Raw genomic sequence first — 7,039 nt, 5'->3', positions numbered from 1 at the left:
CGAGATCGGCTGGGCGCCGTCCAAGACCTTCGAGCAGGCGCTGGAGGAGACCGTGCGCTGGTACCTCGACAACGCGGCCTGGTGGCGCCCGATCCGCGAGGGCCGCTACGCCGGCGAGCGCCTCGGCCTCGCCCCGGCCGCGCCCGCCGCGACGGGCGGCGCCTGAATGGACATCCTCGTTCTCGGCGGCGCCGGGCAGGTCGGCACCGAGCTGCAGGCCTACGCCTGGCCTGACGGCGTCCGAGTCCACGCGCCCGACCGCGCCGCCCTCGACATCACCGATGCGGAGGCGGTGGCGGCTCGGATGGCGGAGCGCCCCTGGGGCGCGGTGATCAACACGGCCGCCTACACCGCGGTCGACAGGGCCGAGGCCGAGCCGGTGGCCGCCTGGCGCCTCAACGCGCTGGCGCCGGCGATCCTGGCCGCCGAGACCGCGCGCCACGCCGTCCCGCTGGTGCAGGTCTCGACCGACTACGTCTTCGACGGCACGCGCGACGGCGCCTACCGGCCCGACGACCCGATCGCCCCGCGCAGCGTCTACGGCGCGAGCAAGGCCGGGGGCGAGCTGGCGGTGCGGGCCGGCAACCCGCGCCACGCGATCCTGCGCACCGCCTGGGTGGTGAGCCCGCACCGGGGCAACTTCGTGAAGACGATGCTGCGGCTGTCCGCCGAGCGCGACCGGCTCACCGTGGTCGACGACCAGCACGGCTGCCCGACCTCGGCGGCCGACCTCGCCGCGGCGCTGGCCACCGTCGCCCTGCGGATGGCGGGCGACGCGGGGGCGCCGACCGGCACCTTCCACTGCGTCAACGCCGGGACGACCACCTGGCACGGTTTTGCGCAAGCCATCGTCGCCGGCAGCGCCCGCCGCGGCGGCCGCTCCGTGCCGGTCGCGGGCATCCCCACCAGCGCCTACCCGACCCCGGCCCGGCGGCCGGCGAACTCCGCGCTCTCGACCGAGAGCCTGAACGCCGCCTACGGCATCGCGATGCGGCCGTGGCAACAAGCTCTCGACACCATTCTCGACCGCCTGATCGGGCCGGTCACAACGGAGGCCTTCCGATGAAGGGCATCATCCTGGCCGGCGGCTCCGGCACGCGGCTGCATCCGGCGACGCTGTCGATCAACAAGCAGCTGCTGCCGGTCTACGACAAGCCGATGATCTACTACCCGGTCTCGGTGCTGATGCTGGCCGGCATCCGCGAGATCCTGATCATCTCGAGCCCCGAGCACCTCGACAACTACAAGCGCCTGTTCGGCACCGGCGAGCAGTTCGGGCTGCGCTTCGCCTACGCGGTGCAGCCGAGGCCCGAGGGGCTGGCGCAGGCCTTCCTCATCGGCCGTGAGTTCGTCGGCGAGGACGACGTCGCGCTGATCCTCGGCGACAACCTGTTCTTCGGCGCCGGCATGAGCGACCTGCTGGCGCGCGCCGCCGAGCGCAAGGCGGGGGCGACGGTGTTCGCCTACCACGTCGACAACCCGCAGGCCTACGGCGTGGTCACGCTCGACGCGGCCGGGCGGCCGTTGCGGCTGGTCGAGAAGCCGGCCGAGCCGGAATCGACCTGGGCGGTGACCGGCCTGTACTTCTACGACAATCAGGTGCTCGACATCGCCGCCGCGGTGACGCCCTCGGCGCGGGGCGAGCTCGAGATCACCTCGGTCAACGAGGCCTATCTCGAGCGCGGCCAGCTCCACGTCGAGAAGATGTCCCGCGGCTACGCCTGGCTCGACACCGGCACGCACGACAGCCTGCTGGAGGCCTCCGAGTTCGTGCGCACGATCCAGCACCGCCAGGGGCTGCAGGTCGCCTGCCTGGAGGAGATCGCGTTCGAGCAGGGCTTCATCGGCCACGAGCAGCTCGTCGCCCGCGGCGAGCTGTTCAAGAAGACCGCCTACGGACAGAACCTGTTGCGATTGGCACGCGAGAACCCGGCGGCGTGAACTCGGGTTCAGTGAACCGCCGGGCCGCCGTCACTGCTTGCTGCAGCCGATGCAGATGCCGCGCATGAGCTGATCGTCCTTCTTCTCGTTGGCCGTCCGCGTCTCCCGGTCGCCCAATCTGCCCTCGCCGGCGGCGCCCGGGCGCGGAACGGTCTGGCCGACGCTCGAGGTGTTCGGCGCGGTGATCGTCGTGGTCGGCCCGCCGCCCGTGCCCGTCTGGGCCTGGGCGAGCGCTTGGCCCGACCATGACGCGGCCACAGCGGCGGCGAGGGCGAAAGCGGAAATTCCGTGGGTTCTGGACATCGTCGGCTCCTTGTCCCGGCGTAACGCGGGCGACGGCGTGTCGGTTCGACCCGCGGGGCGGGGCGTCTGCGGCGCACCTTTGCAGTCGGGCCTGCGCCGCCGTATCAGGACCGGCCTTCGCCGCGTCGCGACGCGCCGCCGGCGGACGAACCCGCACGCCGAACTTCCGGAGCCGACACCGCGATGCGGGAACCGAACGCGATCGATTTCTGGCGCGGGCTCGCCCTGGTCACGATCTTCATCAATCACGTCCCCGGCAACACCTTCGAGCGCTACACCTACTCGCAGTACGGCATCTCGGACGCGGCCGAGCTGTTCGTGTTCCTGGCCGGCTGGTCGATCGGCATCGCCACCCGCGGCCGCGACGGCACGCCCGAGCCGCGGCTGCGCTCGGTGCTGCGCCTCCTGTCGCGCACCATCGAGGTCTACCGGGCGCAGCTCGCCGTGATGGTGATCGCGCTGGCGATGATCGCCGGCACCGCGCTGGTCTTCGACAACCCGCTGATCCTCGAATGGCACAATGCCGGCGGGTTCTTCGCCGACCCGATCCAAACCGTCGTCGGCATGGTGCTGCTCACCCACCAGCTCGGGTTCTTCAACATCCTGCCGCTCTACGTGGTGCTGCTCGGGATCGCCCCGGTCTTCGTGCTGATCGCCAGAGAGAGCCGGCTCCTCGCCCTCGGGCTCTCGGCCGGCCTCTACCTCGCCAGCCTCGTCGAGGAGTGGAACCTGCCGTCCTGGCCCGGGCAGGGCGACTGGTTCTTCGATCCGTGGTGCTGGCAGCTGCTCCTGGTGCTCGGCTTCGTCCTGCAGGACTGGAACCGCACCTCGGGCACGCTGCGGCTGTGGTCGCGCCGCCTGTTCCCCCTCGGGATCGCGATCGTCGTCCTCGGGATCGTGCTCTCGGTGCTGGAGATCCGCCCCGATCCGATGCTGGTCCCGGACCCGCGACTGCTGTTCAGCTTCGACAAGACCTACTTGACGCCGGCGCGCCTGTTACATTTCGTGGGCGTCCTTCTCGCATTCGGCCCGGTCTACGGTATCATCGCGCCCCGCATCCCCTTGATTGTCGGGTATCTTGCGAGCCTGGGCCGGAATTCCCTGGCCGTGTTCTCCATGGGATCGATCTTGAGCCTCGGCGGCCAGCTCCTGCGCTTTCGGACCGGCGGCGGATTGATCGTCGACATGATCGTGCTCGCCGTCGGCATCGTCGGCCTCGGCGCGACCGCATGGTTCGTGGAATGGCGCGGCCGAAAAGTCCGGGTGGCGTCGTGAGGGCCGCCGCGATGCGCCGGATCGCCGCCGCCCTGCTCCTCGGCCTCATCGCGAGCGCCCCCGCGGATGCGCAGGACGCCCCTCGCGAGGCCGCGCCCCGGTCGAGCGGCGCTCCCATGATCGTGTCCCCGCCCTCCGGCGCCGCGGCCAAGGAGGCGGAGCCCGCCGATCCCAGCCTGTCGCCCGAATGCCGCGTGCCGGGCTCGCAGCTCTACACGCTGGCCCAGCTCGAGGCGGTGAAGGCGGCGATCCTGAAGAAGCGCCCGGTGCGGGTGCTCGCCATCGGCGGCAATGCCGCGCCCGGCGCGTCCGCGACCTACCCGGTCAAGCTCGAGACGGCGCTGGAGCGCGCGATGCCCAACGTCGACGTGGTGATGGAGTATCGCGGCCTCCAGGGCGAGATCGCCTCGGGCGCGGCGGAGCGCCTGCGCAGCATGGTGGCCGACGTCGAGCCGGACCTCGTGATCTGGCAGGTGGGTACCCACGACGCCCTCGCCCGGGTCGAGCTCGACGCCTTCACCGACGCCCTCACAGAGACCGTGAGGTGGATCAAGTCGCACGACATCGACGTGGTCCTGGTCGATCCGCTCTACACCGCCAGCCTCGCCGCCGACGCGTACTACACCAGCATCGTCCAGTCGGTGCGCACCGTGGCGACGAGTGAGAAGGTGCCGCTGGTGCTGCGCTACGACGCGATGCGCTACCTCGCCGGGCGCAGCGACAAGGGCGAGGGCCACATGCTCGGCCAGCAATTCCGGCTGAACGACCTCGGCCTGCGCTGCATGGCCGAGCATGTCAGCCGGGCGATCACGCTGTCGCTGCAGCAGCCCGACGCCACCGGCAGTGCGGCCGCGCCGCCGCGCGAGACGTCCGGCACCGTGGGCGCGGCGGTCGCGCCCCCCAGGCCGTGACGGCGCCGGCCCATTAACCCCGCCGCAACGGGGCCCGGGTTAGGGCTCGGGTCCGATCCGCGCGGTGCGGAACCGCGCGGTCGAGGGAGGCGGAGATGGCGGCGGCGACCCTCGGCTCGGCCGTCCGCCGCCTGCGCATCGCCGCCACCGGCCCGGCCCGCACCGCCCTCGACGTGTTCGCGATCCGCATCGCCTCGGCCGGTTTCGCCTACGGCGCGCAGGTGCTCACCGCCCGGCTGATGGGCTGGCAGGAATACGGCGTCTTCGCCACGGTCTGGGTCTGGACCGCGATGATCGGCCATTCGGTGACGCTCGGCCTGTCGCAGGGCGCCTGCCGCTTCCTGCCGGTGGACCAGGCCCGCGGCGACCTCGACCACGCCCGCGGCTACCTCGTGGCCGGCGCCGTCGCGATCGGCGGGGCGGCCCTGGCCGTCGCGCTGCTCGGAGCCGCGGTGCTGACGCTGTGGCCGGGCTGGGTCGCCGGGCCCTACCGCGCGCCGCTCCTCGTCGCGGCGCTCGTATTGCCGCTGTTCGCGCTCCAGGATTATCTGGAAGGCCTCGCCCGCAGCCAGAACTGGGCGGTGCTGGCGATCGCGCCGCCCTACCTGTTGCGCCAGACCGTGATGATGGTCGCGATGGTCGCCGCGATCCTGCTCGGCGCGCCGGCCGAGGCCTGGGTGGCGATGGCCTGCATGCTCGCCGCCGCGATCCTCGCCGTCGCGATCCAGGCCGGGCTGGTGCTGGCGCGGATGGCCCGCACGCTGCCCCGGGGCCCGCGCCGCTACCGCTGGCGGCACTGGCTCGGCGCCAGCCTGCCGATCGCGCTGATCGACCTGGCCAATGCCGGCTTCACCTTCGTCGACGTCGTCGTGCTCGGCTTCCTGATGCCGCCCTCCGCCGTCGGCCTGTACTTCGCCGCGACGCGGATCCAGCAGTTCGTCGTGTTCGTCCATTTCGCCGCCGTCGCCGCCACCGCGCAGCGCTTCAGCGCGGCGCACGCGGTCGGCGACCGGGACACGCTCGCCTGGCTGGTGCGCCTGCAGGGCCGCGGCACGTTGGCCGCCACCGCCCTGGTGGCGCTCGGAGTCGTCGCCGCGAGCCCGCTGCTGCTGGCGATGTTCGGGCCGCAATTCTCCGACAGCATCCCGATCCTCGCGGTGCTGGCCGCCGGCAGCGTCGCGGCGAGCCTGTTCGGCCCGGGCGAGGACCTGTTGACCATGCTCGGCGGCGAGCGGCTCTGCGCCGGCATCACGCTGGCGATGCTGGCGGTGGCGGTCGGCGCCTGCCTCGTCCTCGTGCCGCCGCTCGGGGTGATCGGGGCGGCGCTGGGGATGGCGCTGACCACGGTCCTGCGGGCCGGCATCCTGGCGCTGGCGGCGCGGCGCGTGCACGGCCTCGCGACCCCGGTCTGGGCCGGCCTTTTCGCGATGGGCGCCCGATGATCCGGGTCGCATCGCCCGTCCCCGCGATCGAGGCCTGGCCGTCCGACGCGCCGCGTCCCGAAGAATGGGACGACCTGTTCGGCCGCGCCCGGGCGCCGCATCCGCATTACGCGCGCCACGTCGTCGAAGCGCACCAGCGGGCGGGCCTCGCCGCCGAGGCCCTGCGTTTCGTCACCGTCCGCCGCGAGGGACGGCTCGAGGCCGCCATGCCCTACCGGATGGTGCGCGATCTCAGCGGCCTCGGCGGGCGCGTCGCGCGGCCCTTCCTCTCGCCCTTCGTCACCGCGACGGCGCCCCTGGTCGCCGACGGGCCGGATGCGGTGTTCGACGCCCTCGTCGCGGGCCTCGGCGCGGCCTCGGGCGGGCGCGCCTGGCGCTGGCCGCTGCTGTCCCTCGACGGGCCGGCCAGCGCCGGGCTCGTCGCCGCCATGGACCGCGCCGGCTGGCGCCGGGCCACGGTGGCCGCCTTCGAGCGCCCGGTGCTCGACCGGCGCGCGAGCCACGACGCCTTCCTCGCCGGCCACCCGCACAGGGCCCGCCTGAAGGACCTGCGCCGCCGCGCCAAGCGCTTGAGCGAGGCCGGCGCGGTGACGTTCGAGACGGTGGCCTCCGGCCCGGGCCTGGAGCGGGCGGTCGCCGCCTTCCTCGCGCTGGAGCGCGCGGGCTGGAAGGGCGCGGCCGGCTCGGCGATGGCCTGTCGCCCGGAGCACGCGGCCTTCGCGCGCGCGCTGTTCGGGCCGACGCACGGGCCGGTCGGGGCGCGCGCCGACATCTTGGCCGTCGACGGCAGGCCGGTCGCGATCAGCCTCGCGCTTACCGGCGGCGGCACCGCGACGCTGCTGAAGACCGCCTACGACGAGGACCGGCGCGCCTGCGCCCCCGGCTTGCTGCTCGAAGCCGAGATCGTGCGCGCCTGCCACGAGACCGCCTTCGCCGACCGGCTCGATTCGGCGACGCTCGCGGGCTCGGCCCTGGAAAGCCTGTATCGCGAGCGCGAGCGCGTCGCCGAGATCATCGCGATGCCGCCGGGCCGCGACGCGCTCTCGCTGGAGCGGCGCGTCCGCCTCGCCCGCTTCGAGCACCGCGCCCGCGACGCGGCGCGGCGGCGCCTAGGCCGCTGAGGCGTCTTTTTTGCAGTCGCGTTTTCTTCACGCGATCCGGCCTCCA

General features: G+C 73.2%; 7 protein-coding genes and 1 pseudogene. 7 read left to right on the top strand and 1 reads right to left on the bottom strand.

The genetic code is table 11. The annotated features are described in order from the left end of the window. From MKK70_RS13935 to rfbA, 3 genes and pseudogenes are all read left to right on the top strand, one after another. Nucleotides 1–166: pseudogene (locus tag MKK70_RS13935) on the top strand (dTDP-glucose 4,6-dehydratase); the annotation flags it as partial. Beyond that, nucleotides 167–1,066, top strand: a complete 900-nt coding sequence (gene rfbD / locus MKK70_RS13930; protein ID WP_243948456.1) for a dTDP-4-dehydrorhamnose reductase — start codon at nucleotides 167–169, stop codon at nucleotides 1,064–1,066. Beyond that, nucleotides 1,063–1,941, top strand: coding sequence for a glucose-1-phosphate thymidylyltransferase RfbA (gene rfbA, locus MKK70_RS13925; RefSeq protein ID WP_243937701.1), 879 nt, complete (start codon nucleotides 1,063–1,065; stop codon nucleotides 1,939–1,941). The genes rfbD and rfbA overlap by 4 nt, the downstream gene beginning before the upstream one ends. Before the next feature lie 30 nt (nucleotides 1,942–1,971). On the opposite strand, the gene MKK70_RS13920 is transcribed toward rfbA, so the two are convergent. Beyond that, entirely contained in the window at nucleotides 1,972–2,244 is a 273-nt protein-coding gene (locus MKK70_RS13920; RefSeq protein WP_147729422.1) for a hypothetical protein, read from the bottom strand. A 183-nt stretch (nucleotides 2,245–2,427) separates the two neighbouring features. Between MKK70_RS13920 and MKK70_RS13915 the strand changes: the two genes are divergently transcribed. From MKK70_RS13915 to MKK70_RS13900, 4 genes are all read left to right on the top strand, one after another. After that, on the top strand, nucleotides 2,428–3,519 hold the full coding sequence (locus MKK70_RS13915) for an OpgC family protein (protein WP_147729421.1): 1,092 nt from the start codon (nucleotides 2,428–2,430) through the stop codon (nucleotides 3,517–3,519). 11 nt (nucleotides 3,520–3,530) lie between these two features. Then, the gene (locus MKK70_RS13910) at nucleotides 3,531–4,430 is read left to right on the top strand and encodes an SGNH/GDSL hydrolase family protein (RefSeq protein WP_243933955.1); all 900 of its coding nucleotides are present in this window, start codon (nucleotides 3,531–3,533) and stop codon (nucleotides 4,428–4,430) included. A 95-nt stretch (nucleotides 4,431–4,525) separates the two neighbouring features. Beyond that, on the top strand, nucleotides 4,526–5,872 hold the full coding sequence (locus MKK70_RS13905) for a lipopolysaccharide biosynthesis protein (protein WP_147729723.1): 1,347 nt from the start codon (nucleotides 4,526–4,528) through the stop codon (nucleotides 5,870–5,872). Then, nucleotides 5,869–6,993 (top strand): GNAT family N-acetyltransferase, encoded by a 1,125-nt coding sequence (locus tag MKK70_RS13900; RefSeq protein WP_243948454.1) that lies wholly within the window; start codon nucleotides 5,869–5,871, stop codon nucleotides 6,991–6,993. Before MKK70_RS13905 ends, MKK70_RS13900 begins: the two co-directional genes overlap by 4 nt. Nucleotides 6,994–7,039: the final 46 nt, after the last annotated feature.

This window comes from Methylobacterium sp. E-041, from assembly GCF_022829665.1.
Taxonomy (GTDB): domain Bacteria; phylum Pseudomonadota; class Alphaproteobacteria; order Rhizobiales; family Beijerinckiaceae; genus Methylobacterium.
The sequence above is the reverse complement of the archived record's forward strand: the minus strand, read 5'-3'. Positions and strand labels throughout refer to the sequence as shown.